The following is a 24905-nucleotide window of genomic DNA, read 5'->3' on the forward strand; positions in this document are numbered from 1 at the left end:
CTCCGCGCGCACCACTCCCGCCCAGATCAGGGCGTCGGTCGCGTAAACGGGCGGTGAACTAGGCCTTCTGTTCATCCGATAGCCTCTGCCGACACGCCGCCGTCCGGATTCCCGGGCCACGTCTTCGCGCGCCCTGCCCCGCCCTGTCAGTGCCAAGGAGTGAGTTCGTCTGTCGACCGCCATCCTCACCGGTTCCCCGGTACCCGGATCGCCGCTCGAAGGCCATCTGCGGTCGCTGGGTTTCGACGTACGTACCGCGCCGGGCGCCGACGAGGCCCGGAGCCTGCTCGCCTCGGCGCCCGCCGCCGAGCGCGTCGCACTGGTCGACGCCGGCTTCGTCGGCCACCTGCACGCCCTGCGGCTGGCACTGACCGACCCCCGCTTCCCGGCCGCCGCCGTACCCGGGGCGCTCACCGCCAAGCCGGAGGCGCGCGCCGCGCTGCTGCGCGCCCTGGCGTCCGTCGCGGACGGCCCGGGCGAAACGGCGAGTATCCCGAGCACACCGGGGGCGGCGGGCGGTACCGGGGCCCCGTCGGCCGGCGTCGCCGCGCCGGCCCCCACCGACGATCCCTCCGCCGCCCCCGCTGCGGCCCCGGCCGAAGGACCGGCCGCCACCGCCGTCGCTCCGGCCGCCTCGCTCGCCGACCGGGTCGCCGTCGCCCTCGGCACCGGCGGCACCGCCGTGCACCGCCCCGAACTGGGCTCGCTCGTCGCCGCCGTACCGGCCGGCCCCGACGCCCGGGAACAGGCCGAGACGGCCGTGGCCGCCGTGGACGACGAGGCCGTACGCCTGCGCTCCGCCGTGAAGGCGCGCGACGGGTTCTTCACCACCTTCTGCATCAGCCCCTATTCCCGCTACCTCGCGCGCTGGTGCGCGCGCCGGGGCCTGACCCCCAACCAGGTCACCACCGCGTCGCTGTTCACCGCGCTGATAGCGGCGGGCTGCGCCGCCACCGGCACCCGGGGCGGCTATGTCGCCGCCGGGTTGCTGCTCCTCTTCTCGTTCGTGCTCGACTGCACCGACGGCCAGCTCGCCCGCTACTCGCTCCAGTACTCCACGATGGGCGCCTGGCTGGACGCGACCTTCGACCGCGCCAAGGAATACGCGTACTACGCGGGCCTCGCGCTCGGTGCCGCCCGGGGCGGGGACGACGTCTGGGCCCTCGCCCTGGCCGCGATGGTCCTCCAGACCTGCCGCCACGTCGTGGACTTCGCCTTCAACGAGGCACACGTCGACGCCACCGCCGCGACCTCCTCCGGCAAGGCCGTGACCGGCACCCCCACCACCGCGCTCTCCACCCGGCTCGACAGCGTCGGCTGGACGGTGTGGGTACGCCGGATGATCGTGCTCCCGATCGGCGAGCGCTGGGCGATGATCGCCGTGCTGACCGCCCTGACCACGCCCCGCGTCGTCTTCTACGCGCTGCTCGTCGGCTGCGCCTTCGCCGCCTGCTACACCACGGCCGGGCGGGTGCTGCGCTCGGTGACGCGCAAGGCCACCCGTACCGACCGCGCCGCACGGGCGCTGGCCGACCTCGCCGACTCGGGACCGCTCGCCGAGGCCGTCGCACGGGTGCTGCGCAGCCCGGCCGGTAAGCTCCCCGGCCCGCTGCCCCTCCTGATCGCCGTCGCCGGCGCCGCCACGGTCCTCGCGACGGCCGCCCTCGCGCCGCTCACGGCCCCCTCCTCCGGGTACGCGCACTTCGGCGGCCTCGTGATCATCGGCGGTGTGGTGTACGTCCTGACCTCGGGGCTGGCCGTCGCCCGGCGGATGGGCGGCGCGCTCGACTGGCTGATCCCCCCGGTCTTCCGGGCGGCCGAGTACGGCACGATCCTGGTCCTCGCCGCCCGCGCCGACGTGCCCGGCGCTCTCCCGGCGGCGTTCGGGCTGGTGGCGGCGGTCGCCTACCATCACTACGACACGGTGTACCGCATCCGCGGCGGCGCCGGCGCCCCGCCCCGTCGGCTCGTCCGGGCCCTCGGCGGCCACGAGGGCCGCACGCTGCTGGTCATCGTGTTCGCCGCCCTCTCCACGCGCGCATTCGACCTCACGCTGGAGCTGACGCTGATCGCCGCCGCCGTGGCGCTGGTCGCGCTGGTGGAGTCCATCCGGTTCTGGGTGTCCTCCGGAGCCCCAGCCGTACACGACGAAGGAGAACCCGCATGATCGGCCTCGTACTGGCCGCCGGTGCCGGACGGCGTCTGCGCCCCTACACCGACACGCTCCCGAAGGCCCTCGTGCCCGTGGACCCGGCGGGGGAGGGGACCACCACGGTCCTCGACCTCACCCTGGGCAACTTCGCCGAGGTCGGCCTGACCGAGGCCGCGATCGTCGTCGGCTACCGCAAGGAGGCCGTGTACGAGCGCAAGGCCGCGCTGGAGAAGACGTACGGCATCGAGCTCACCCTGGTCGACAACGACAAGGCCGAGGAGTGGAACAACGCCTACTCCCTGTGGTGCGCGCGGGACGTGCTGCGCGAGGGCGTGATCCTCGCCAACGGCGACACCGTCCACCCGGTCTCCGTCGAGAGGACGCTGCTCGGCGCGCGCGGCGCGGGTCGGCGGATCATCCTCGCCCTGGACACGGTCAAGGAACTGGCCGACGAGGAGATGAAGGTCGTCACGGACGGCCCCAAGGGCGTGCGCAGGATCACCAAGCTGATGGACCCGGCCACCGCCACCGGCGAGTACATCGGAGTGACGCTGATCGAGCCCGAGGCCGCGGCGGATCTCGCCGACGCGCTGAAGACCACCTTCGAGCGCGACCCCGACCTCTACTACGAGGACGGCTACCAGGAACTGGTGAACCGCGGCTTCACCCTCGACGTCGCCCCCATCGGCGACGTCCCCTGGGTGGAGATCGACAACCACGACGACCTCGCGAAGGGCCGTGAGATCGCGTGCCTGTACTGACGCGGCTCATCCCGTCGCCCGTCGTCGTCGACATCAGGCCGGGCGCCCTGGACGACCTCGCCGGGCTCCTCGCCGATCAGCGGATCTCCGGCTCGGGCAGGCTGTCGATCGCCATCAGCGGCGGCTCGGGCCGGGCGCTGCGGGAGCGGTTCGCCCCGGTGCTGCCCGGTGCCGACTGGTTCCCGGTCGCGGACGGCACGATCGACTCGGCGGTCAGGCTCGCGGACGACATCAAGGGCAGCCGCCGCTACGACGCCGTCGTCGGACTCGGCGGCGGCAAGATCATCGATGTGGCGAAGTACGCGGCGGCCCGGGTCGGGCTGCCGATGGTGGCCGTGGCCACCAACCTCTCGCACGACGGCATCTGCTCACCGGTCTCCACCCTGGACAACGACAACGGCCGCGGCTCCTACGGCGTCCCCACCCCGATCGCCATGGTCGTGGACCTCGACGTCATCCGGGACGCCCCGGTCCGCTTCGTCCGCTCCGGCATCGGGGACGCCGTCTCCAACATCTCCGCCATCGCCGACTGGGAGCTCTCCCACCGGATCAACGGCGAGCCGGTCGACGGACTGGCCGCCGCCATGGCCCGGACGGCCGGCGAGGCGGTTCTGCGCCACCCGGGCGGGGTCGGCGAGGACGAGTTCCTCTCCGTCCTCGCCGAGGCGCTGGTCCTCTCCGGCATCGCCATGTCGATCAGCGGGGACACCCGCCCCTCGTCCGGCGCCTGCCACGAGATCAGCCACGCCTTCGACCTCCTCCACCCCAAGCGGGCCGCGCTGCACGGCGAGCAGGTCGGCCTCGGCGCCGCCTTCGCCATGCGGCTGCGCGGCGCCCACGAGGAGTCACAGCTGTTCACGGAGGTGCTGCGGCGCCACGGGCTGCCCGTGCTGCCGGAGGAGATCGGCTTCTCCGTGGACGAGTTCGTACGGGCCGTCGCCTACGCGCCGCAGACCCGTCCGGGCCGCTTCACCATCCTCGAGCACCTCGACCTGTCCACCGACCAGATCAGGGACGCGTACTCCGACTATGCCTCGACCATCAGTAGCTGAACTCCGCCCGGTCGTTCACCCGGAGGGAGTGAAGGACCGGCGCAGCGGAGAGCACTGGGCCGGGCGACTGTACATGCGGGAGATCTCGCTGCACGTCGACCCGTTCCTGGTGAACACCAGGATCACGCCGAACCAGCTCACGTACCTCATGGTGGTCGTGGGGATCGCCGGCGGGGCCGTCCTGCTCGTGCCCGGGCTGACCGGGGCGATCCTCGCGGCCGTCCTGTTCCAGATCTACCTGCTGCTCGACTGCGTCGACGGCGAGGTGGCCCGCTGGCGGAAGCAGACCTCCATCACGGGGGTCTACCTCGACCGCATCGGCCACTACCTGTGCGAGGCGGCCCTCCTGGTCGGCTTCGGTGTGCGCGGTGCGGACGTCTTCCACCAGGACGGCTCGTCGACCAACTGGCTGTGGGCCTTCCTCGGCACGGTCGCGGCCCTCGGCGCCATCCTGATCAAGGCGGAGACCGACCTGGTCGACGTGGCCCGCCAGCGCAGCGGGCTGCCCGCAGTCAAGGACGAGGCGTCCACGCCCCGGTCCTCCGGCCTGGCGCTGGCCCGCAGGGCCGCCGCCGCGCTCAAGTTCCACCGGCTCGTCGGGGGGATCGAGGCCAGTCTCTTCATCCTCGTCGTCGCGATCGCCGACATGGTCCGGGGCGACCTGTTCTTCACCCGGCTCGGCATCGCGGTCCTGGCGGGCATCGCCGTCCTCCAGACGCTCCTGCACCTGGTCTCCATCCTGGCGTCCAGCAGGCTGAAGTGAGCGACCTGCGGCTCGGCGCGGTCATCATCACCATGGGTGACCGCCCCGGCGAGCTGCGGGCGCTGATCGACTCGGTCGCGCGGCAGGAGGGCGAGCCGGTCGAGGTCGTGGTGGTCGGCAACGGCGCCCCGGTGGGCGACGTGCCCGCCGGGGTGCGGACGGTGGAGCTGCCCGAGAACCTGGGCATCCCGGGCGGCCGGAACGTCGGTATCGAGGCGTTCGGGCCGGCCGGGCGGGACGTGGACGTGCTGCTCTTCCTCGACGACGACGGGTGCCTGCCGAACGCCGACACCGCGCGGCTGGTCCGCGAGGCGTTCACCGCGGACCCCCGCCTCGGCGTCGTCAGCTTCCGCATCGCCGACCCGGACACCGGCCGCACCCAGCGCCGGCACGTGCCCCGGCTGCGCGCCTCGGACCCGATGCGGTCCTCGCGGGTGACGACGTTCCTGGGCGGGGCCAGCGCCGTGCGCACGCGGGTGATCGCCGAGGTCGGTCCGCTGCCGGGGGAGTTCTTCTACGCGCACGAGGAGACGGATCTCGCCTGGCGGGCCCTGGACGCGGGATGGATGATCGACTACCGGGCCGACCTGGTGCTCACCCACCCCACGACCCAGCCCTCCCGGCACGCCGTCTACCACCGCATGGTGGCCCGCAACCGGGTCTGGCTGGCCCGCCGCAACCTGCCTCTGCCCGTCGTCCCGTGCTACCTGGGCGTATGGCTGCTCCTCACCCTGTTCCGGAGCCCGTCCCGGGCCGCGCTCACGGCGTGGTTCGGCGGGTTCCGGGAAGGCTGGGCGACGCCGTGCGGTCCGCGCCGCCCGATGAAGTGGCGTACGGTATGGCGCCTGACCCGGCTGGGCCGACCGCCTGTCATCTGACAAGCTCGGCTCTGAGAGCATCGGGGGGAGACCGGTCGGTCTCGCCCCCGGGGCCTGGCCCTCTCGCGCCTGTGCCCGTCCGGCTGCGCATCTTGAAGACGAAAGTTTCAACTTGTGAGTGACACAACCCATGAGGGTGCGATCGCTGTGAGCGCCCCCCCGTCGCCCGACGACGGACTCTCCCCGGCCGAGCTCGCCGCCAAGCACGGCCTGTCGGTGAGCGGTGCCCGGCCTTCGCTGGCCGACTACGTACGCCAGCTGTGGGGCCGGCGTCACTTCATCCTGGCGTTCTCCCAGGCGAAGCTCACGGCCCAGTACAGCCAGGCGAAGCTCGGTCAGCTCTGGCAGGTGGCCACCCCCCTGCTGAACGCCTTCGTCTACTACCTGATCTTCGGCCTGATCCTGGGCACGAAGCGGGGCATCCCGCAGGACGTCTTCGTGCCGTTCCTGGTCACCGGCGTCTTCGTGTTCACCTTCACCCAGAGCTCGGTGATGGCCGGCGTGCGCGCGATCTCCGGCAATCTGGGGCTCGTGCGGGCCCTGCACTTCCCCCGGGCGTCCCTGCCGGTCTCGTTCTCGCTCCAGCAGCTCCAGCAGCTGCTGTTCTCGATGATCGTGCTGATCGCCGTGGCGGTCGCCTTCGGCAGCTATCCGCGGCTGAGCTGGCTGCTGGTCCTGCCGGCGCTGGCGCTCCAGTTCGTCTTCAACACCGGCCTCGCGCTGATCATGGCGAGGCTCGGGTCCAAGACCCCCGACCTGGCCCAGCTGATGCCGTTCATCATGCGCACCTGGATGTACGCCTCGGGCGTGATGTTCTCCATTCCCCTCATGCTCAAGGACCGGCCGGGCTGGATCACCGACGTCCTCCAGTACAACCCGGCGGCCGTCTACATGGACCTCGTCCGCTTCGCGATGATCGACGGCTACGGCTCGGAGAACCTGCCCGCGCACGTCTGGCTCGTCGCGGTGGCCTGGGCCGTGCTCCTGGGCATCGCGGGCTTCGTGTATTTCTGGAAGGCGGAGGAGCGGTACGGCCGTGGCTGACGACATCAAGCAGGACCGCGTACCCACCGTCATCGCCGACGACGTGCACATCGTCTACCGCGTCAACGGCGGGGGCGGCGGCCGGGGCAGCGCCACCGCCGCGCTGAGCCGCATACTCCGCCGCGACAAGGGGCAGTCCCGGGGCGTCCGCAAGGTCCACGCCGTACGGGGGGTCAGCTTCACCGCGTACCGCGGCGAGGCGATCGGCCTGATCGGCACCAACGGCTCGGGCAAGTCGACCCTGCTGCGCGCCATCGCGGGTCTGCTGCCCGCCGAGAGCGGCAAGGTCTACACCGACGGCCAGCCCTCGCTGCTGGGTGTCAACGCCGCGCTGATGAACGACCTGACCGGTGAGCGCAACGTGATCCTCGGCGGACTGGCCATGGGGATGACACGGGAACAGATCCGCGACCGCTACCAGTCGATCGTCGACTTCTCCGGCATCAACGAGAAGGGCGACTTCATCACGCTCCCGATGCGGACGTACTCCTCCGGCATGGCCGCCCGGCTGCGCTTCTCCATCGCCGCGGCCAAGGACCACGACGTCCTGATGATCGACGAGGCGCTCGCCACCGGTGACCGGAAGTTCCAGATCCGCTCCGAGGAACGGATCCGTGAGCTGCGCAAGCAGGCCGGCACGGTGTTCCTGGTCAGCCACAGCAACAAGTCGATCCGGGACACCTGTGACCGGGTGCTGTGGCTGGAGAAGGGCGAGTTGCTGATGGACGGCCCGACCGACGAGGTCATCAAGGCGTACGAGAAGGAGACGGGCAAGTGACGCATCCGTAGGGCCGCCGCTCCGCGCCGGTACGCACGCCCGACGGGCCCTCGCCGGATCACCCCGCGAGGGCCTCGCCGTTCCCGCCGTCACGGCGGCCGCCCGGCACGGTGCCCGCCGGCCCGGCCGGCCCGGTCCGGCGGCAACGTAGAGTGATCACTGACCGTCAAGGGCCGGTCAAGTCCACGGGAGCCGGGGATGGTTGGCGCGTCATGCGATGTTCTCGTGGAGGGCACCTCACCCAGCGGTGTTCCGCGCACCTGTACAACGTAAGCTGGACGGGTGCCGATTCGTGGCAAGTGGGGTCATACCCCCGGAGGGCTTCAGCCGCCGGACAGGCTGCTGGACCGGACCGACCGGGCGGCGTGTCCGAAATGAGTTGTATTGCGTCGGCAGTGTAGAACGGGAGATGTGACGGCAATGACAGGAAATCTCCGGCTCTGCGAGGATTCCGCCGTCCCCGTGCCGGGCAGCCCCCAGTGACGGGCCCCCCGCAGGTGCGATCCGTCGATTCCTCGCGTTCCTCGCGTACGACGCTGGACAAGGCCGCGGACGAGAACTTCCCCGTGGCCCCTTTCTTCGTCCCCCGTGCCTGGCGCGCCGACCTGATGGCCGTCTACGGCTACGCCCGGCTCGTGGACGACATCGGCGACGGAGATCTGGCCCCCGGCGGCGCCGACGCCCGCCACCTGGGCGTTCCCCCGGACCGCGGCGACGACCGCGCGGCCCTGCTCGACGCCTTGGAAGCCGACCTGCGGCGCGTCTTCGACCTCGAGGGGCAGGCCCCCGGCCACCCCCTGCTGCGTGCCCTGATCCCCACCGTACGGCGCCGCTCCCTCACTCCCGAGCCCTTCCTCGGGCTGATCGGGGCCAACCGCCAGGACCAGGTCGTGCGCCGCTACGAGACGTACGACGACCTGCTCGCCTACTGCGAGCTGTCCGCCAACCCCGTCGGCCGGCTCGTCCTCGGGATCACCGGCACCACGAGCCCCGAGCGCGTGCGCCGCTCCGACGCCGTCTGCACGGCGCTCCAGATCGTCGAACACCTCCAGGACGTGGCCGAGGACCTCGCCCGGGACCGCGTCTACCTGCCGGCCGAGGACATGAAGCGGTTCCGCGTCACCGAGGCCGACCTCGCCGCTCCCACCGCGAACGCGTCGGTCCGCTCACTGATCGCCTTCGAGGCCGAACGCGCCGGACAGCTGCTGGCCGAGGGAACCGCGCTGGTGGGCAGCGTCCACGGCAGGCTCCGGCTGCTGCTCGCCGGATTCGTCGGCGGCGGGCGCGCCGCCCTCGCCGCGATCGCGGCCGCCGGGCACGATGTGCTCCCCGGACCGCCCAGACCCGCCAAGGCGCGCCTGCTGCGCGAAGTGGGAGCCGTCTTGCGAAATGCACACAGAGAGGGATGAGCCGGACCATGGAGGGAACGACGCCCATGTCCGCGCCGGTACTGGCGGCCTACAGCTACTGCGAGGCCGTCACCGGGCAGCAGGCCCGCAATTTCGCCTACGGCATCAGGCTGCTGCCGGCAGAGAAGCGGCAGGCCATGTCCGCGCTGTACGCCCTCTCGCGGCGGGTGGACGACATCGGCGACGGCACGCTCTCGGCCGAGGCCAAGCAGGTCCGCCTCAAGGAGACCAGGGCCCTGCTCGACCGGGTCAGGGACGGCCGGGTGGCCGAGGACGACACGGACCCGGTCGCCGTCGCCCTGGCGGACGCCGTGCGCCGCTTCCCCATTCCCGTCGGCGGACTGGACGAACTGATCGACGGCGTTCTGATGGACGTGCGGGGCGACACGTACGAGACCTGGGACGACCTGAAGGTGTACTGCCGGTGCGTCGCGGGGGCCATCGGGCGGGTCTCGCTGGGCGTGTTCGGCACGGCGCCCGGCGCGCCCGGCGCGGAGCGTGCCCCGGAGTACGCCGACACCCTCGGCCTCGCCCTCCAGCTCACCAACATCCTCCGGGACGTCCGCGAGGACGCCGCCAACGGCCGTACCTACCTGCCCGCCGACGACCTGGCCAAGTTCGGCTGTTCGGCCGGCTTCCACGGCTCCACCCCGCCGCCCGGCGCCGACTTCCCCGGCCTGGTGCGGTTCGAGGTACGCCGCGCCCGCGCGCTGTTCGCCGAGGGACTGCGGCTGCTGCCCCTGCTCGACCGCCGCAGCGGCGCCTGCACGGCCGCCATGGCCGGGATCTACCGCCGGCTGCTGGACCGGATCGAGCGCGACCCCGCCGCCGTGCTGCGCGGCCGGGTCTCCCTGCCGGGCCACGAGAAGGCGTACGTCGCCGTGCGCGGCCTGTCCGGGCTCGACGCCCGGCAGATCTCCCGGCAGGCCGTCAGGAGGCGCGGCTGATGCGCCATCCGTCCCGCGCCGGCTCCCGCGACTCCCGTGCGGGCGGGCACGCGTCCGGCTCAACCCGGCGTCGTCCCGGCGCGTCCCTGACCGAGAAGGCCGGAGGGGGAGCCGCATGACCACTGCCCAGGGCCCGCGCCCGCGCCCGCGCCGGGCGGTCGTGGTCGGCGGCGGGCTCGCCGGGACCACCGCCGCGCTCCGGCTCGCCGACGCGGGAGTGGAGGTGACGCTCCTGGAAGGGCGCCCCCGGCTCGGCGGACTCGCCTTCTCCTTCCGCCGGGGCTCCCTCACCGTCGACAACGGGCAACACGTCTACCTGCGCTGCTGCACGGCGTACCGCTGGTTCCTGGACCGGGTCGACGGCGCCGCGCTCGCGCCCCTGCAGGACCGGCTGGACGTCCCCGTGCTCGACGTCGGCCGCCCCGGCGGACCGCGGCTGGGACGCATCCGCCGCACCGCGCTGCCCGTGCCCCTGCACCTGGCCCGCGGGCTGGCCGCGTACCCGCACCTCTCGCTCGCCGAGCGCGCCTCCGTCGGGCGGGCCGCGCTCGCCCTGAACCGGCTGGACCCCGCCGACCCCGCCCTGGACGGCATCGACTTCGCCACCTGGCTGGGCCGGCACGGACAGTCCCCACGGGCCGTGGAGGCGCTCTGGGACCTGGTCGGCGTGGCGACGCTCAACGCCACCGCGCCGCACGCCTCCATGGCGCTCGCCGCCATGGTCTTCAAGACCGGTCTGCTCTCCGGGCCGGGCGCCGCCGACATCGGCTGGGCCCGGGTCCCGCTCGGCGACCTGCACGACACGCTGGCCCGCAAGGCCCTGGACTCGGCGGGCGTACGGACCGAGCTGCGCACCAAGGTGTCGGCCCTCACCCGCGCCGAGGACGGCGGCTGGCACGTCGACACCGACGGCGAGCGCCTCGACGCCGGCACCGTCGTCCTCGCCGTACCGCAGCGCGAAGCCCACGCGCTGCTGCCCGACGGCGCGCTCGACCGCCCCGACCGGCTGCTGGACATCGGCACCACGCCGATCCTCAACGTCCACGTCGTGTACGACAGGAAGGTGCTGCGCCGCCCCTTCTTCGCCGCGCTCGGCAGCCCCGTCCAATGGGTCTTCGACCGGACCGAGGCCTCCGGGCTGTCCGACGGGCAGTACCTGGCGCTCTCCCAGTCCGTCGCCGGGGACGAGATCGACACGCCCGTCGCCGAACTGCGCGCCCGCTACCTCCCCGAGCTGGAACGGCTGCTGCCGGCGGCCCGGGGCGCCGGGGTACGGGACTTCTTCGTCACCAGGGAGCGGACGGCGACCTTCGCGCCCGCGCCCGGCGTGGGCCGGCTGCGCCCCGCGGCCAGGACCCGCGCACCCGGCCTCTTCCTGGCCGGCGCATGGACCGCCACCGGCTGGCCCGCGACCATGGAGGGCGCGGTGAGAAGCGGCTTCGCCGCCGCCGACTCGGCCCTCCGCACCGTCGGCCGCGGAGACGAACACCCCTTGCAGGAGGCGGCATGAGCCCGAGTACTGCACCGATGAGTACTGGAACAAGAGGAGAGACCGTGCCGACTGTGCCGCCGGTGAACCCGGCTGTCGACACCGTGGACGTGAACGCGTTGCTGGAGCGCGGCCGGACCCTGGCGACACCGGTGCTGCGCGCCGCCGTCGACCGGCTCGTCCCGCCCATGGACACCGTCGCCGCCTACCACTTCGGCTGGATCGACGCCGAGGGCCGGCCCTCCGACGCCGACGGGGGCAAGGCGGTGCGCCCGGCGCTCGCGCTGCTCTCCGCCGAGGCCGCCGGCGCGCCCGCCGAGACGGGGATCCCCGGCGCCGTCGCCGTGGAGCTCGTCCACAACTTCTCGTTGCTGCACGACGACCTGATGGACGGCGACGAACAGCGCCGGCACCGTGACACCGTCTGGAAGGTGCACGGCCCGGCCCAGGCCATCCTCGTGGGCGACGCGCTCTTCGCGCTCGCCAACGAACTGCTGCTGGAGATCGGCACCGTCGAGGCGGGCCGGGCGACCCGCAGGCTGACCACCGCCACCCGCAAGCTGATCGACGGTCAGGCGCAGGACATCTCCTACGAGCACCGGGAGCGGGTCACCGTCCAGGAGTGCCTGGAGATGGAGGGCAACAAGACCGGCGCGCTGCTCGCCTGCGCCGTCTCCATCGGGGCGGTCCTCGGCGGCGCGGACGACCGGCTGGCCGACACGCTGGAGTCGTACGGCCATCACCTCGGCCTCGCCTTCCAGGCCGTCGACGACCTGCTCGGCATCTGGGGCGACCCCGAGGCCACCGGCAAGCAGACCTGGAGCGACCTGCGCCAGCGCAAGAAGTCCCTGCCGGTCGTCGCCGCGCTGGACGCGGGCGGGCCGGCCTCGAAGCGGCTCGGCGAGCTGCTCGCCGCCGATGCCAAGAGCAGTGACTTCGAGAACTTCTCGGAGGAGGAATTCGCCGCCAGGGCGGAACTCATCGAAGAGGCGGGCGGCCGGGAGTGGACCTCGCAGGAGGCCCGCAGGCAGCACGCCGTCGCGATCGAGGCCCTGAACGGTGTGGAGTTGCCGGAACACGTCCGCGCCCAGCTGACCGCGCTCGCGGACTTCGTCGTCGTACGAAAGAGATGATCACCATTCCCATATGACCCGCAGTCGCCGTCCACGGCCCTCCTCCAGGGCACCGGACGACGTCGGAACCCCAGGCACAGCAGGAAGTACACCACTGCACGAAGGGGAAACCATGACAGCGACGACCGGCGGAAGCACCGGGGCCCTCGACCCCCGGGCGACCACGGCCAGCGGACCGACCGAAACCACACCCCCCGCCGGCGGCGGCCCGCGCGCCGCCGCCGAGCGGGCCACCGCACGCTCCGTCGAGCACCTGCTCGGCCGGCAGGACGCCCAGGGCTGGTGGAAGGGCGATCTGGCCACCAATGTGACGATGGACGCCGAGGACCTGCTGCTCCGTCAGTTCCTCGGGATCCTGGACGCGGACACCGCCGGCGCGGCGGCTCTCTTCATCCGGGGCGAACAGCGCCCGGACGGCACCTGGGCCACCTTCCACGGCGGGCCCGGTGAACTCTCCGCCACCATCGAGGCGTACGTGGCCCTCCGGCTGGCCGGTGACGATCCGGGGGAGCCGCACATGGCGAGTGCCGCCCGGTGGGTGCGCGAGCAGGGCGGCATCGCGCGGAGCCGGGTCTTCACCCGGCTGTGGCTGGCCTTGTTCGGCTGGTGGAAGTGGGACGACCTGCCCGAGCTGCCGCCCGAACTGATCTTCCTGCCCTCCTGGGTGCCGCTCAACATCTACGACTTCGGCTGCTGGGCCCGGCAGACGATCGTGCCGCTCACCATCGTCTTCGCGAAGCGCCCGGTGCGCCCGGCGCCGTTCCCGCTGGACGAGTTGCACACCGACCCCGCGAACCCCGGCCCCGCCACCGCCCTGGCGCCCCTGGTCAGCTGGGAGGGAGTCTTCCAGCGGATCGACAAGGCGCTGCACGTCTACCGCGGGATCGCGCCGCGAAGACTGCGCCGCCTCGCGGTCCAGACGGCGGCGCGCTGGATCATCGAGCGCCAGGAGAACGACGGCTGTTTCGGCGGCATCCAGCCCCCCGCCGTCTACTCCGTGATCGCGCTGCACCTGCTCGGCTACGACCTCGACCACCCGGTGATGCGCGCCGGGCTCGACTCGCTCGACCGCTTCACCGTGTGGCGCGAGGACGGCGCCCGGATGGTGGAGGCCTGCCAGTCCCCGGTCTGGGACACCTGCCTGGCCACCATCGCCCTCGCCGACGCCGGGCTCAGCCCCGACCATCCGGCCCTGGTCAAGGCGGCCGACTGGATGCTCGGGGAGCAGATCGTCCGCCCCGGCGACTGGGCCGTCCGCAGGCCGGGCCTGGTCCCGGGCGGCTGGGCGTTCGAATTCCACAACGACAACTACCCGGACATCGACGACACCGCCGAGGTCGTCCTCGCCCTGCGCCGGGTCGCCCACCCCGACCCGGAACGGGTCGAGGCCGCCGTGCGGCGCGGCGCCCGGTGGAGTGTGGGCATGCAGTCCAGGAACGGGGCGTGGGGCGCCTTCGACGCCGACAACACCAGCCCGTTCCCCAACCGGCTGCCCTTCTGCGACTTCGGTGAGGTCGTCGACCCGCCCTCGGCGGACGTCACCGCGCATGTCGTCGAGATGCTCGCGTACGAGGGCAAGGCCCACCATCCGGCCGCCCGGCGGGGCGTGGCCTGGCTGCTGTCCCACCAGGAGCCGAGCGGTGCCTGGTTCGGGCGCTGGGGCGTCAACTACATCTACGGCACGGGCGCGGTGGTGCCCGCGCTGACCGCCGCCGGGGTGCCCGTCTCCCACCCGGCGGTCCGCCGCGCGGTGGCCTGGCTCACGTCCGTGCAGAACAAGGACGGGGGCTGGGGCGAGGATCTGCGTTCCTACCGCGACCCGGCCTGGATCGGGCGCGGTGACAGCACCGCCTCCCAGACCGCCTGGGCCCTGCTGGCGCTCCTGGCGGCCGGGGAACGCGAGAGCGAGGCCGTCGCACAAGGCGTCGCCTGGCTCGCCGCGACTCAGCGGGAGGACGGCTCGTGGGACGAGCCGTACTTCACCGGCACCGGCTTCCCCTGGGACTTCTCCATCAACTACCACCTCTACCGGCAGGTCTTCCCGCTCACGGCGCTCGGCCGGTATCTCCACGGGGAGCCACGGGCCCTCGCCGCCCGCGCGGCCGGCCGCAAGGCGGGCTGATGACAGGGTCCGCGGGGCCGGCCGGCCCCGGTCGGGGGCGCGGGCCCGACCGGGCGGCCGGACCGGGCCCCCGGCCGTCGGCCGGGCCCCCCGCCGACCGGCCCGGGCCGCCGCTGCTGATCGCCTGCGCGCTCTCCATCGAACGGCTCGCCCTGCGCGGCGGCGACGACGAGCGGACGGCGGCGGGGCCGGTGACCGTACTCCGTACGGGCATGGGCCCCCGTAACGCCGCGCGCGCCGTCAGCCGCGCCCTCGCCCGGCCCGCCGCCCGGGACGCGGCCGTCATCGCCTCCGGCTTCTGCGCCGGACTGGAGCCGGGGATGAGTCCGGGCGATCTGATCGTCGCCGACGAGACGCGGGGTCCCGGCGGCCGTACGGCGTGCACGGGCACCGCGACCCTGGTCGAGGCACTGGCCGCGATCCTGCCCGGCCGTACCGTCCACACCGGTCCGCTGACCGGTTCCGACCATGTCGTGCGCGGTCGTGAACGGGTCGCACTGCGCGCCACGGGGGCGCTCGCGGCGGACATGGAGTCCGCCGCGACGCTCCACAGCGCGCTCAGCGCCGGGCCGCGTCCGGTTGCGGCCGTCCGGGTGGTCGTGGACGCTCCAGAGCATGAGCTGGTCCGGATTGGCACAGTGCGCGGTGGAATATCGGCCTTTCGAGTACTTCGCTCGGTTCTGCCAGCTTTTCATGAATGGCACCGTTCTTCGACGCTCCCCAGGAGGTGAGCCAGATGGCCATGCCGCTCCGCCAGACCATCAGGGTCGGGACATACCTCGTCGAACAGAAGCTCCGCAGGCGCGAGAAATTCCCGCTCATCGTAGAGCTGGAACCCCTTTTCGCCTGCAATCTGAAATGTGAGGGGTGCGGCAAGATCCAGCATCCGGCCGGCGTGCTGAAACAGCGCATGCCCGTCGCGCAGGCCGTCGGGGCCGTCCTGGAATCCGGTGCCCCCATGGTCTCCATCGCCGGCGGCGAACCGCTGATGCACCCGCAGATCGACGAGATCGTGCGGCAGTTGGTGGCCCGGAAGAAATACGTCTTCCTCTGCACCAACGCGATGCTGCTCCGCAAGAAGATCGAGAAATTCACCCCGTCCCCGTATTTCGCGTTCGCCGTGCACATCGACGGGCTGCGGGAGCGGCACGACGAGTCCGTCGCGAAGGAGGGGGTGTTCGACGAGGCCGTGGCGGCCATCAAGGAGGCCAAGCGGCGCGGCTTCCGGGTGACCACCAATTCCACCTTCTTCAACACCGACACCCCGCAGACCGTGATCGAGGTGCTCAATTACCTGAACGACGATCTGAAGGTGGACGAGATGATGATCTCGCCCGCCTTCGCCTATGAGAAGGCACCCGACCAGGAGCACTTCCTGGGCGTGGAACAGACCCGGGAGCTGTTCAAGAAGGCGTTCGCGGGCGGCAACCGGTCACGCTGGCGCCTGAACCACTCACCCCTCTTCCTGGACTTCCTGGAGGGCCGGGCCGACTTCCCGTGCACGGCGTGGGCCATTCCCAACTACTCGCTCTTCGGCTGGCAGCGCCCCTGCTACCTGATGAGCGACGGATACGTACCGACGTACCGGCAGCTCATCGAGGAGACCGACTGGGACAAGTACGGCCGGGGCAAGGACCCGCGCTGCGCCAACTGCATGGCGCACTGCGGTTACGAGCCCACCGCCGTCTTCGCCACCATGGGCTCCCTCAAGGAGTCGCTGCGGGCGGCCCGCGAGACGGTCGCCGGGAACTGAACGGCGACGCGGGGGCGCGGGCCGGGCCGGTGCGGCGCCGGCCCGGCGGGAGGCGGTGGCGACACGGGAGGAGAACGTGGAATGAACAAGGCCGAAGAGCACGACGACACGCCGGAGACCGCTCGGCGCAAGCCGTTCGACCTGGGCCGGCTGCTCGCCGAGCGCGGCGCCGAGCGCTACGAGCTGTACACCCGGCACCTCAACCACCAACTGCCGCGCATGCTGCACACGATCGGCTTCGACCGCGTCTACGAGCGGGCCGAGGGCGCCTACTTCTGGGACGAGGACGGCAACGACTACCTGGACATGCTCGCAGGCTTCGGCGTGATGGGCCTCGGCCGCCACCACCCCGTCGTGCGCGAGGCGCTCCACGACGTCCTCGACGCCTCGCTCGCCGACCTCACCCGGTTCGACTGCCCGCCGCTGCCGGGCCTGCTCGCCGAGAAACTGCTCGCCCACAGCCCGCACCTGGACCGGGTGTTCTTCGGCAACAGCGGTACGGAAGCGGTGGAGACGGCCCTGAAGTTCGCCCGGTACGCGACCGGCAGGCCCCGCGTCCTGTACTGCGCGCACGCCTTCCACGGCCTGACCACCGGATCGCTGTCCGTCAACGGCGAGGCCGGCTTCCGGGACGGCTTCGCCCCGCTGTTGCCCGACACCGCCGTAACCCTCGGGGACCTCGGCGCCCTGGAGCGCGAGCTGGCGCGCGGTGACGTGGCCGCCTTCGTGGTGGAGCCGATCCAGGGCAAGGGCGTCCACGAGGCGCCGCCCGGCTTCCTGCGCGCGGCCCAGGAACTGCTGCGGCGCAAGGGGGCGCTGCTCATCGTGGACGAGGTGCAGACCGGACTGGGCAGGACCGGTGACTTCTACGCGTACCAGCACGAGCCGGGGGTGGAGCCCGACCTCGTATGCGTGGCGAAGGCGCTGTCCGGCGGGTACGTGCCCGTGGGCGCGACCCTCGGCAAGGACTGGATCTTCAAGAAGGTCTACTCCTCGATGGACCGGGTGCTGGTGCACTCGGCGAGCTTCGGCTCCAACGCCCAGGCCATGGCGGCCGGCCTCGCGGTGCTGTCGGTGATGGAGGACGAGGGGATCGTCGCCCGGGCGCGCGCGACCGGGGACCTGCTCAGGAGCAGGCTGGCCGCGCTCGTGGACCGCTACGAGTTGCTGCACGAGGTCCGCGGCCGGGGCCTGATGATCGGCATCGAGTTCGGCCGGCCGGAGTCGCTCAAGCTGCGCGGTCGCTGGGCCATGCTCCAGGCGGCCCGCAAGGGGCTGTTCGCGCAGATGGTGGTCGTACCCCTGCTCCAGAAGCACCGGATCCTCACCCAGGTCTCCGGTGACCATCTGGAAGTGATCAAACTGATTCCGCCGCTGATCATCGGGGAGCGGGAGGTCGACCGGTTCGTCGAGGCGTTCACGGCGGTCATGGACGACGCCCACGGGGGCGGCGGGCTGATGTGGGACTTCGGCAGGACGCTGGTGAAGCAGGCCGTCGCCAACAGGTGACACGGGGCGGAGCGTTTTTTGCCTGTGAGGCAAGAAATTTGCCTCACAGGCAGGATGCTGGCGCAATGGGACCATGAGCACACCGTCCGCGAGGCAGACCTCCGACGCGCTGCCCGATCAGCTTCCCGACGTGGCCCCGCGCCTGCGCGACCTGCGCCGGGGCCGTCGGCTGACGCTGGAGGCCGCGGCCCGGCGGGCGGGACTCTCGCCCGCCCACCTCTCCCGGCTGGAGACGGGCCACCGACAGCCGTCCCTGCCCATGCTGCTGGGGCTCGCCCGTATCTACGGTACGACCGTCTCCGACCTGCTCGGTGAAATCCCGCCGGAACGTGACCCCGTCATCCGGGCCGGCGGCGCGGAGCCCGTGGAGGCCGGCGGCTGGACCTACCACCAGGCGGGCGCCGCCGGGCGGGCCATGCAGCCGCTGCGGGTCAGCGTGCCGTACGGGGCCCAGGGCGATCTCGTCCGAGTGCACCCGGGGGAGGAGTGGCTCCATGTTCTCGAGGGACGGCTGCGGTTGAGCCTCGGAGACGCCACGCATGTGCTCGACCCCGGGGACAGCGCGCACTTCGACTCGCTGACACCGCACCGGATCGCGGCGGACGAGCCCGGCGGGACCGAGCTGCTGTTCGTCCACACCCTGGTGCAGAGCGCCGCCGCGGAGCTGTGTCTCGGCGGGGATGTCCCCCGTCGCTGACGGCTCGTCGTGCCGCGACGTCGCGACGTGCCTGGCGCACCCGACGCACCCCCGGTGCGCGCGATGTCCGCGCCACCCACGCCGTCCCGCCGATTCGCCCGAGAGAGGCCTGCCACGATGACGGAGCGCCCGGCCCAGGACCCCGCCGTACCCGAGAGCGCGCCCGGGGGGCCCGTGCCCTCCGTACCGCCGCCCGCGGCCGGGGGCGAACAGACCATGCGGGAAGAGAAGTCGTTCCCCCGCGGACTGGTCATCAGGCTGTTCGCCTATCTGATCGCCGGGCATCTCTTCGCCGGCTTCCTCTACCTGCTGTTCCACCTGGGGGCAGGGCAGTAGAGCGGGGCGTCGCCTTGCGCCCGCACCGGGGTGCGGGCGGGGTGCCGTCGGCTCAGGGGGAAGCGAGTTCGAGCAGCCGCGCCACCGGCTCGTCGCCGTCCAGGAAATCGACGAGTTCGGCGAGGGTCGGGCCGGTGGCGGGACCGGGCCGGCCGACCGCGAAGGCGCCCGCGGCGTTGGCGCCCCTGGCGGCCGAGAGCGGGTCGAGACCGCTGCCGAGCAGGGCGAGGAAGGCGCCCGTGTGGGCGTCGCCCGCGCCGTTGCTGTCGACAGCGGTCACCGTGCGCCCCGGAACGTGCACGGCCTCCTCACCGGGCGCCACCAGCAGGCACCCGGCCGCGTCGGCCCGTACGACCACGCCGGTGTCCGGTCCCAGCCGGCCGACGAGCGCCGCGGCGATCTGTGCGGCGTCCTCCAGACCGGTGAGCAGCGCTCCCTCGCGCCGGTTGCAGCTGACCCAGTCGCAGCGTTCCAGGACGGGATCCAGCACGCCCCGGGGGATGTCGGCGACCAGCGGCCCCGGATCGAGGAAGATCCGGACCTCCCGGGGCAGCCGGGCGACGAGCGACGCCAGGACGGCACCGCCCGTCGGGTAGGCGAGACCGTACCCGGAGATCTGCACCAGGTCGTGCGGGCGCAGGGCGGCGAGCACCGCCGCCGCGTGGTCCTCGGTCAGCCGGGACTCGGCCCCGAGGCTGGTGGCGAAGGTCCGCTCGCCGTCGTCGTCGACGAGGGCGACACAGAAACCGGTGTCCACGTCCGGCAGCGGGGGCACCAGTACCTCGACGCCCTCACGGGCCAGGTCCGCGCGGACCCGGTCCGCGAACGGCCCCGAGCCATGGGCTCCGGCGTACAGGGCGGGCAGCCCCAGGCGGCGGGCGGCCGCGAGGACGTTGAAGCCGCCCCCGGTGGCGAACGTGGTGTCCGTGGCGATGGTGTCGCCCCCGCGTTCCGGCACTCCCGGCACCCGCATCACCAGGTCGACGATGGCGTTGCCGACGAGGACGAGCCGGCTGTCCTTCCGGCCGCCCATGGCGGCGTTCTCGCTGTTCACACGTGCTCCCGCGCCGTCGGTGCGGTCGGAGCGCGCTCTTCCGTGCGGCGCGCGCCGGCCTCCGTCCCGGCACCGCCCGCCAGCCTCCGCAGCAGGGCGTACAGACCCGCGGCGAGCGTCAGGGTCACCACCCACCCCAGCCCGTTGCTGCCGATCCAGCTGTCCGCGAGCGGTCCGGAGAACCAGACGTCCGTCGCGCCGGTACTGGCCTCCGTGAAGAGCAGACCCACCACGATGGCCGCCGCCCAGGCGGTCGTCGCCGGCCAGGAGAAGCCGCCCCGGTACCAGTAGCGGCTGGTGCGGCCGACATTCATCAGGGCGTCGGTGTCGTATGACCTGCGGAGCAGCATGTCGACGGCGAACACTCCCACCCAGGCGGTGATCGGCACGGCCAGCAGGGTGAGGAAGGTGATGAACGGCCCGTAGAAGTTCTCGGCGATCAGGATGAAGTAGACGCCGCCGACGAAGGTGACGACCATGTCCAGGGCGACGGCCACGGTGCGCCGGACCCGTATGCCCAGGGTGATCATGGTCAGGCCGGCCGAGTACACGGACAGGTGGTTGGAGAGCAGCAGGCCACCGAAGGCGGCGATCAGATACGGGATCGACATCCACGAGGGCAGAATGGTGTTGATCGCCGCCACCGGGTCGGCGGCGGAGGCGAGGCCCGGCTCGCCCGCCGCGAGCAGCGAACCGAGCGAGATGAGGACGATCAGCGGGATACCGGCGCCGAACGCGGAGGCGACGACGAGCCGGCCGCCGGGGATGTCACGGGGCAGGTAACGGGCGTAGTCCGCGCCCGCGTTGGCCCAGCCGATGCCGGTACCGGCGGCGATCATGCCGGTGCCCACGACCATGGCGCTCATCGGCCCCGCCGGCGCCTGCAGGACCCGGTGCCAGTCCACGGTGGCCGCCAGGAAGGCGATCACGACCAGATTGAGCAGGCCGAAGGCGTACGTGGCCCACTTGTTGATCCACATGATGGTGGCGTGCCCCAGACCGCTGATCAGCAGGGTGCAGCCGATGAAGACCAGCAGACAGACCACGGTGAGCACGGTGTTCCGGCGCAGGCCGAAAGCGACGTCGAGCAGCGCCAGCAGGGCGAAGGCCGCCGTGGTGGTGTTGATCGTCTCCCAGCCGAGCCGGCTCAGCCAGGTGACCAGCGTGGGGCCCGCGTTGCCCCGCACCCCGAAGACCGCGCGGGAGAGGGTGAGGGCCGGGGCGCCACCGCGCTTGCCGGCGATGCTGAGCGCTCCCACCAGGGCGAACGAGCCGACGGAGCCGAGCACCGCCACCACCACCGCCTGCCAGATGTTCAGCCCGCGGAAGCTGACCAGCGCCGCGCCGAGCGGCAGGCCGAGAATGCTGATGTTGGCCGCGAACCACGTCCAGAACATCTGTCCCGGATGGCCGTGGCGCTCGGCGTCGGGTACGGGTTCGATGCCCCGTGTCTCCACCGCGCCGACGCGGTCGTTGTCTGATCCGGCCATGGTCGTACCTGTCTCTCTGTTCGGGGAGGTCGAGCCGTCCGCGTGGCCCCCGGGGACGGGTGCGCGACGCGGAGGCGAGCGGGCGGTCACCCGGCCGCGGCGGCCCGCAGCGCGAGGAGGGAAGTGGCCAGCGGCTCGAGATCGAGGCCGTTGACCGAGCGGAGGGTGGCGAGGGCGTCGGCGGGCAGAGCCGACGCTCCACCGAGGGAGCCGGCGACGGCGCCCGCGATGGCGCCGACGGTGTCACAGTCGCCGCCGAGGTTCGCCGCCAGGAGGCACGCGCGCCACGGCTCGCCGTCGGCGAGGGCCAGCACGGCGAACGCCGCGGGAATCGACTCCTGGCTGGCGACGCTGGTGCCCACGAGGTCGCTGATACGGTCCAGGGCCCGCTCCTCGGGGAGTCCGCGCACCAGCTCCACGGCCCACTCGATACGGGCCGCGATCGAGGGCCCGTAGACCCAGTGCCCGCGTTCGGCACCGGCGCGCGCCGCGGTGACCGCCGCCGCGAGCGCGTCCTCCAGGTTGCCGCCGGCGACCCCCCGGCTCACCGCCGCGGCCACGGCCGCGGCCGAGGAGATGCCGAGGGTGGTGTCGTGGGTGACCTGGCATGCCGCCGCGACCCGGTCGACGAAGGACTCCAGCGGCGTGTCCGGAAAAGCGATGCCGACGGGGGTGATCCGCATGGCGGCGCCGTTGGTGGCACCGGACTTGCCCGCTTCCTCGGGGGGCACGCCCCGGGAGACGGCCTCCAGCGCGGCCTTGGTGGAGGGACCGAGCAGGTCGAAGGAGCCCTTGGCCTTCATGACCCGCTCCCACTCCAGGAGTTCCCGGGCGAGCGTGAGCGGGTCGACGCGTCCGTTGCCCTCGGTCAGCAGCCGGCCCACGATGACGGCCTGGTCGGTGTCGTCGGTGACCGACCCGGCGGGCATTCCCGCGCTCACGGGATTGTCGGCGGGGCCCGGTTCGAAGCCGGTGACGGTGCCGAACCGGGCGACGATCGACCTCCGGGACATGATCTGGGTCGGCATGCCGAGGGCGTCGCCCATCGCCAGGCCGTACAGAGCTCCGAGCGCGCGGTCGTGCTGGTCGTTCATCAAGGCTTCCTGTCGGTGCGGGGGGTATGAGGGGGTGCGGCCTGGTGTGGTGGGGATGTCGGGGGCATCGGGGATGCCGGGAGGCTTGGGGAGGCGGCGATTCAGCGGTGCGGCTCCCCCGGCGCGCCGGTCCGGCGGTCAGCGCGCCGGCTCTTCGAATCCGAGGTGGAGTTCGAAGCGGGCGGGGTCCAGCAGACTGGTCACGTGCTCCACGACGTCGCCCTCCGGTCCCCGGCTGACCCGGCGCGTACGAAGGAAGACGTCCCCTTCGCCGCGGCGCAGCAGCGTCGCCTCGCCGGCGTCCAGCCTGGTGACGGACGCCCACTCGTCCCCGTGCGTGGCACGGATGCCCGCGGCGGCCAGGGTCCTGGTCAATGAGCCGTCCACCAGGCCGCGCGCCGGTACTTCGGCGAGGGCCGGCAGCAGGGGGACCCTGCTGCGCTCCAGGGCGACGGGGGCCCCGCCGGGCAGGATGCGCAGTCGGTCCAGGGCCATGAAGTCATGGCCCTCCAGGCCGAGTTCCCCGGCCAGTCCGGGGTCCCGCACCGTCTCCAGGCGCAGCACCTCGGTGGTGATCCGGGCGCCCTGGTCGGCCAGGGCCCTGGTCCAGCCCAGCTGGTTGTCCAGCAGATGGCCGTCGAAGGTGACGAACGAGCCGACACCCGCGTGCGTGGAGATCAGCCCCTGCTTGCTGAGCTCGTCCAGGGCCTGGCGGACGGTGGTCCTGCTGACCGAGAAGCGCCGGGTGAGCGCGTGTTCGCCGGGCAGCTTGCTGCCCGGTTTCAGAGCGCCGCTGTGGATCTCACGGGCCAGAACGCGGGCGATGCGCTGATGCTTGAGCACCCCTTCAGTCATGGCTGGAAACTAGCCATACATGTCCAGTCCTGTCTAGTAGCGGGGTGCGTCTTTCTCCTGGCCGGTTCTTCCGGCGGCAGCGGCGGAGGCGGCCCCGCCGGGTGCCACCCGTCACGGGAGGCGGGTTCGGCGGGGCCGGGCAAACGTTGCCGGTGGCTAGCTGTTCTCGTCGAGAAGGCGGGCGCGCAGTCGCTCCCGGGTCCGGGGGGTCAGGCCGAGCCCCTCGGCGAGATAGCGGTCGGTTCCGCCCCAGGTTGTCTCGATGGTCTCGAACGCGGCGGCGAGGTATTCGGCACGCGCGTCGAACAGCGGGCTCAGCAGTTCCATCACTTCCTGGGACGTACCGGCGGGAGTGCTGTCACTGCGTCGCACCGCATAGCGGCGGCCCGGGGCGTTCGACTTGAGGTAGTCCGCCTCGATCGCGTCGCGCTCGACACCGATCGCGAGCAGACAGACGGCGACCGAGAGCCCGGCGCGGTCCTTGCCCGCCGCGCAGTGCACGAGCGCGGGGAGGCTCTCCTCGGCGAGTGCGTGCAGGACGCGGCTGTGCTCGGCGGTGCGGTCCTTGATGATCGACCGGTACGAATTGATCATTCGGGCCGCGGCCTTTCCGTCCGAGAGCAGGTCCCGCAGCTGATCGAGATCGCCGTCCCTGACCATGCGCCAGAAGTCGGCTCCCTCCGCCGGGTCGGAGAGGGGAATGTTCACATTCCGTACGCCGGGCAGTTCCACGTCCGCGCCGTCCAGCTTCAGATCGGCCGCATTGCGGAAGTCGAAGACGGTATGCAGGCCGAGCGAGGAAAGGAAAGCCGCGTCGGCGGCTGTCGCATTGGCGAGATGGCCACTGCGGAAAAGCCTGCCGTACCCGACCCGGCGGCCGTCGGTGGTCGGTAGTCCGCCCACGTCGCGGAAGTTGCGCACGCCGGTCAGTTCCGGCTCCGTCCGCGCGGACTGCGGCATCTCTCGCGTCACGGCCTGCTCCTCCGTGTCAGCCGCCGACGCCCGCCGCCGACGGTACCGACTGCCGACCCTACGGCATCCATTCCGGCCGCAAAGGGCTCGGCGGCTCGATCCGGATGTGCACGATCCCGGACAATCAACGCCATGGGAATTGACCGTAAATGGCCGTCTGTCCGTATTGCTGTATTGAGACGCATTGGGCCCAACCTGCCCCGGTGGTGACCGAGATGGGTGGTGTCAGGTGAGCAGGATCATATTCGTGACGTTCCGTGCTGGTGATCTTCCGCCCTATCGCGATGCCGTCCGGAAATGAGCCGTGTGAAATCCACGCAGGGTGACGAGCGGGCCCGGCCGATAACCGGGCGGCCGACCCCGTCGGTCAAAGACCTGCTTGTTCCGCCCGGGCGACTCGCTTACGTTCAGCCTCAATCCGGACGGAACGCCGAATCCTGCCGCCGCCCGGAATTCGCATCCATCGATCCACGCGTGGCAGGAGCGGGGGACCCAGGTAGTACGCCGGGCGGGTCTACGGACCCGGACGGCTCGGGGTGAAGTCACGCGCACGCGTGGCCGGGCAGCTCCAGCCCGAACCCGACAGCTCACCTCGTAGGCGCCGGAGAGGAATGCGC

General features: G+C 72.2%; 22 protein-coding genes and 1 riboswitch. Of the genes, 17 read left to right on the forward strand and 5 right to left on the reverse strand.

The annotated features are described in order from the left end of the window. The first annotated feature begins 169 nt into the window (after positions 1–169). From ACU6P3_RS29355 to ACU6P3_RS29435, 17 genes are all read left to right on the forward strand, one after another. Positions 170–2167: a DUF5941 domain-containing protein gene (locus ACU6P3_RS29355; RefSeq protein ID WP_447198119.1), complete on the forward strand. Its 1998-nt coding sequence runs from the start codon at positions 170–172 to the stop codon at positions 2165–2167. Further along, positions 2164–2913: a phosphocholine cytidylyltransferase family protein gene (locus ACU6P3_RS29360; RefSeq protein ID WP_447194861.1), complete on the forward strand. Its 750-nt coding sequence runs from the start codon at positions 2164–2166 to the stop codon at positions 2911–2913. Before ACU6P3_RS29355 ends, ACU6P3_RS29360 begins: the two co-directional genes overlap by 4 nt. Next, entirely contained in the window at positions 2901–3965 is a 1065-nt protein-coding gene (locus ACU6P3_RS29365; protein ID WP_030741343.1) for an iron-containing alcohol dehydrogenase family protein, read from the forward strand. Before ACU6P3_RS29360 ends, ACU6P3_RS29365 begins: the two co-directional genes overlap by 13 nt. Beyond that, positions 3943–4728 carry a CDP-alcohol phosphatidyltransferase family protein gene (locus ACU6P3_RS29370; RefSeq protein WP_199813938.1) on the forward strand — a complete coding sequence of 262 codons (786 nt, stop codon included), beginning with the start codon at positions 3943–3945 and terminating at the stop codon, positions 4726–4728. The genes ACU6P3_RS29365 and ACU6P3_RS29370 overlap by 23 nt, the downstream gene beginning before the upstream one ends. Before the next feature lie 5 nt (positions 4729–4733). Beyond that, on the forward strand, positions 4734–5606 hold the full coding sequence (locus ACU6P3_RS29375; protein WP_447198120.1) for a glycosyltransferase family 2 protein: 873 nt from the start codon (positions 4734–4736) through the stop codon (positions 5604–5606). 114 nt (positions 5607–5720) lie between these two features. Next, the gene (locus ACU6P3_RS29380) at positions 5721–6650 is read left to right on the forward strand and encodes an ABC transporter permease (protein ID WP_030741336.1); all 930 of its coding nucleotides are present in this window, start codon (positions 5721–5723) and stop codon (positions 6648–6650) included. Then, positions 6643–7428, forward strand: a complete 786-nt coding sequence (locus ACU6P3_RS29385) for an ABC transporter ATP-binding protein (RefSeq protein WP_447194862.1) — start codon at positions 6643–6645, stop codon at positions 7426–7428. The genes ACU6P3_RS29380 and ACU6P3_RS29385 overlap by 8 nt, the downstream gene beginning before the upstream one ends. 497 nt (positions 7429–7925) lie before the next feature. After that, complete coding sequence (gene hpnC / locus ACU6P3_RS29390; RefSeq protein ID WP_447194863.1) at positions 7926–8837, forward strand: squalene synthase HpnC; 912 nt, start codon at positions 7926–7928, stop codon at positions 8835–8837. Continuing rightward, positions 8834–9784, forward strand: coding sequence for a presqualene diphosphate synthase HpnD (gene hpnD, locus ACU6P3_RS29395; RefSeq protein WP_447194864.1), 951 nt, complete (start codon positions 8834–8836; stop codon positions 9782–9784). Before hpnC ends, hpnD begins: the two co-directional genes overlap by 4 nt. 115 nt (positions 9785–9899) lie before the next feature. Next, the gene (hpnE, locus tag ACU6P3_RS29400) at positions 9900–11294 is read left to right on the forward strand and encodes a hydroxysqualene dehydroxylase HpnE (RefSeq protein WP_447194865.1); all 1395 of its coding nucleotides are present in this window, start codon (positions 9900–9902) and stop codon (positions 11292–11294) included. Positions 11295–11347: 53 nt separating this feature from the next. Beyond that, positions 11348–12406 carry a polyprenyl synthetase family protein gene (locus tag ACU6P3_RS29405; protein WP_030741323.1) on the forward strand — a complete coding sequence of 353 codons (1059 nt, stop codon included), beginning with the start codon at positions 11348–11350 and terminating at the stop codon, positions 12404–12406. Positions 12407–12518: 112 nt separating this feature from the next. Continuing rightward, entirely contained in the window at positions 12519–14528 is a 2010-nt protein-coding gene (gene shc / locus ACU6P3_RS29410) for a squalene--hopene cyclase (protein ID WP_447194866.1), read from the forward strand. After that, complete coding sequence (locus ACU6P3_RS29415; RefSeq protein ID WP_447194867.1) at positions 14528–15259, forward strand: 5'-methylthioadenosine/S-adenosylhomocysteine nucleosidase family protein; 732 nt, start codon at positions 14528–14530, stop codon at positions 15257–15259. The genes shc and ACU6P3_RS29415 overlap by 1 nt, the downstream gene beginning before the upstream one ends. Positions 15260–15264: 5 nt before the next feature. Further along, on the forward strand, positions 15265–16281 hold the full coding sequence (hpnH, locus tag ACU6P3_RS29420; RefSeq protein WP_030741313.1) for an adenosyl-hopene transferase HpnH: 1017 nt from the start codon (positions 15265–15267) through the stop codon (positions 16279–16281). 81 nt (positions 16282–16362) lie between these two features. After that, positions 16363–17790 (forward strand): aspartate aminotransferase family protein, encoded by a 1428-nt coding sequence (locus ACU6P3_RS29425; protein WP_447194868.1) that lies wholly within the window; start codon positions 16363–16365, stop codon positions 17788–17790. Between the two features lie 73 nt (positions 17791–17863). After that, the gene (locus ACU6P3_RS29430) at positions 17864–18487 is read left to right on the forward strand and encodes a helix-turn-helix domain-containing protein (protein WP_030741309.1); all 624 of its coding nucleotides are present in this window, start codon (positions 17864–17866) and stop codon (positions 18485–18487) included. A gap of 216 nt (positions 18488–18703) precedes the next feature. Beyond that, on the forward strand, positions 18704–18823 hold the full coding sequence (locus tag ACU6P3_RS29435) for a DUF6126 family protein (protein WP_344280211.1): 120 nt from the start codon (positions 18704–18706) through the stop codon (positions 18821–18823). A gap of 52 nt (positions 18824–18875) precedes the next feature. Here ACU6P3_RS29435 and ACU6P3_RS29440 read toward each other — a convergent pair whose 3' ends face one another. The 5 genes from ACU6P3_RS29440 to ACU6P3_RS29460 all read right to left on the reverse strand — a co-directional run bounded on the left by ACU6P3_RS29440 (position 18876) and on the right by ACU6P3_RS29460 (position 24276). Then, positions 18876–19856, reverse strand: coding sequence for a PfkB family carbohydrate kinase (locus tag ACU6P3_RS29440; protein WP_447198121.1), 981 nt, complete (start codon positions 19854–19856; stop codon positions 18876–18878). 17 nt (positions 19857–19873) lie between these two features. Further along, a complete protein-coding gene (locus ACU6P3_RS29445) occupies positions 19874–21367 on the reverse strand; it encodes a purine-cytosine permease family protein (protein ID WP_447194869.1) in 1494 nt (497 codons plus the stop codon). Between the two features lie 86 nt (positions 21368–21453). Then, a complete protein-coding gene (locus ACU6P3_RS29450) occupies positions 21454–22461 on the reverse strand; it encodes an ADP-ribosylglycohydrolase family protein (RefSeq protein WP_447194870.1) in 1008 nt (335 codons plus the stop codon). Between the two features lie 138 nt (positions 22462–22599). Then, positions 22600–23316, reverse strand: coding sequence for a GntR family transcriptional regulator (locus ACU6P3_RS29455; protein ID WP_447194871.1), 717 nt, complete (start codon positions 23314–23316; stop codon positions 22600–22602). Positions 23317–23472: 156 nt separating this feature from the next. Then, positions 23473–24276: a tyrosine-protein phosphatase gene (locus tag ACU6P3_RS29460; protein ID WP_447198122.1), complete on the reverse strand. Its 804-nt coding sequence runs from the start codon at positions 24274–24276 to the stop codon at positions 23473–23475. 463 nt (positions 24277–24739) lie between these two features. After that, a riboswitch (cyclic di-AMP (ydaO/yuaA leader) is annotated at positions 24740–24902 on the forward strand. Positions 24903–24905: the final 3 nt, after the last annotated feature.

It is taken from the genome of Streptomyces hebeiensis (genome assembly GCF_052983195.1).

What these genes read in the sequence shown, in the direction of transcription:
- ACU6P3_RS29360 (WP_447194861.1), top strand. Translation starts at nt 2,164, where the DNA reads ATGATCGGCCTCGTACTGGCCGCCGGTGCCGGACGGCGTCTGCGCCCC.
- ACU6P3_RS29370 (WP_199813938.1), top strand. Translation starts at nt 3,943, where the DNA reads ATGCCTCGACCATCAGTAGCTGAACTCCGCCCGGTCGTTCACCCGGAG.
- hpnD (WP_447194864.1), top strand. Translation starts at nt 8,834, where the DNA reads ATGAGCCGGACCATGGAGGGAACGACGCCCATGTCCGCGCCGGTACTG.
- hpnE (WP_447194865.1), top strand. Translation starts at nt 9,900, where the DNA reads ATGACCACTGCCCAGGGCCCGCGCCCGCGCCCGCGCCGGGCGGTCGTG.
- shc (WP_447194866.1), top strand. Translation starts at nt 12,519, where the DNA reads ATGACAGCGACGACCGGCGGAAGCACCGGGGCCCTCGACCCCCGGGCG.
- ACU6P3_RS29415 (WP_447194867.1), top strand. Translation starts at nt 14,528, where the DNA reads ATGACAGGGTCCGCGGGGCCGGCCGGCCCCGGTCGGGGGCGCGGGCCC.
- hpnH (WP_030741313.1), top strand. Translation starts at nt 15,265, where the DNA reads ATGGCCATGCCGCTCCGCCAGACCATCAGGGTCGGGACATACCTCGTC.
- ACU6P3_RS29425 (WP_447194868.1), top strand. Translation starts at nt 16,363, where the DNA reads ATGAACAAGGCCGAAGAGCACGACGACACGCCGGAGACCGCTCGGCGC.
- ACU6P3_RS29430 (WP_030741309.1), top strand. Translation starts at nt 17,864, where the DNA reads ATGAGCACACCGTCCGCGAGGCAGACCTCCGACGCGCTGCCCGATCAG.
- ACU6P3_RS29435 (WP_344280211.1), top strand. Translation starts at nt 18,704, where the DNA reads ATGCGGGAAGAGAAGTCGTTCCCCCGCGGACTGGTCATCAGGCTGTTC.
- ACU6P3_RS29440 (WP_447198121.1), bottom strand. Translation starts at nt 19,856, where the DNA reads ATGGGCGGCCGGAAGGACAGCCGGCTCGTCCTCGTCGGCAACGCCATC.
- ACU6P3_RS29445 (WP_447194869.1), bottom strand. Translation starts at nt 21,367, where the DNA reads ATGGCCGGATCAGACAACGACCGCGTCGGCGCGGTGGAGACACGGGGC.
- ACU6P3_RS29450 (WP_447194870.1), bottom strand. Translation starts at nt 22,461, where the DNA reads ATGAACGACCAGCACGACCGCGCGCTCGGAGCTCTGTACGGCCTGGCG.
- ACU6P3_RS29455 (WP_447194871.1), bottom strand. Translation starts at nt 23,316, where the DNA reads ATGACTGAAGGGGTGCTCAAGCATCAGCGCATCGCCCGCGTTCTGGCC.
- ACU6P3_RS29460 (WP_447198122.1), bottom strand. Translation starts at nt 24,276, where the DNA reads ATGCCGCAGTCCGCGCGGACGGAGCCGGAACTGACCGGCGTGCGCAAC.